The 762-nt window shown below is 41.7% G+C and carries 2 tRNA genes and 2 rRNA genes; all 4 read left to right on the forward strand.

Annotated elements, in window-relative coordinates:
* Nucleotides 1-70, forward strand: a 16S ribosomal RNA gene (locus CZ809_RS20865); the annotation flags it as partial.
* Nucleotides 71-143: 73 nt separating this feature from the next.
* A tRNA-Ile gene (locus tag CZ809_RS20870) sits at nucleotides 144-220 on the forward strand.
* A 44-nt stretch (nucleotides 221-264) separates the two neighbouring features.
* Nucleotides 265-340: transfer RNA gene (locus tag CZ809_RS20875), tRNA-Ala, on the forward strand.
* A gap of 312 nt (nucleotides 341-652) precedes the next feature.
* Nucleotides 653-762, forward strand: a 23S ribosomal RNA gene (locus CZ809_RS20880); the annotation flags it as partial.

A 762-nucleotide genomic window follows, 5' to 3' on the forward strand; every position in this document is an offset into this window, starting at 1 on the left:
GTGGTTCATGACTGGGGTGAAGTCGTAACAAGGTAGCCCTAGGGGAACCTGGGGCTGGATCACCTCCTTACCTAAAGACTTATGCTGTTTTATGCAGTGTCCACACAGATTGCCTGGTTAAAATGTAGAACGTAAAAAGACTTGGGTCTGTAGCTCAGGTGGTTAGAGCGCACCCCTGATAAGGGTGAGGTCGGTGGTTCGAGTCCACTCAGACCCACCACTTTTTCTCCCAGAAAAAGTGATGGTATAGTCTTTTAAATCGTTGGGGTTATAGCTCAGCTGGGAGAGCGCCTGCCTTGCACGCAGGAGGTCTGCGGTTCGATCCCGCATAGCTCCACCACTTTCTAAATATATTCAAAGTAATGAATGTGATTAGAAAGTGGTTATCTAACGATGATTACATGTTCTTTAACAATCTGGAAAGCTGACTAGTAAATTTAATCGAAAGATTAATTTTAAAATGTTTTTATTCTTTGAATAAAAACGAGTTCTCAAAACAACACACATTCAAGTGTCTTGATTTTGTTTTTACTTTTTAAAGTGAAGATAAATAAATGAGTCCGGCGAAAAACCAATGTTTAATATTTTCTTGATCGGAGTATTAAACGCAAACCTTGGTTGTTTGAACATACGAAACCTCTTGGGGTTGTATGGTTAAGTGACTAAGCGTACACGGTGGATGCCTTGGCAGTCAGAGGCGATGAAGGACGTATTAACTTGCGATAAGCCCAGATTAGGCAGTAAAAGCCTCTTGAGTCTGGG

Source organism: Photobacterium piscicola (assembly GCF_900166965.1).
Lineage (GTDB): Bacteria > Pseudomonadota > Gammaproteobacteria > Enterobacterales > Vibrionaceae > Photobacterium > Photobacterium piscicola.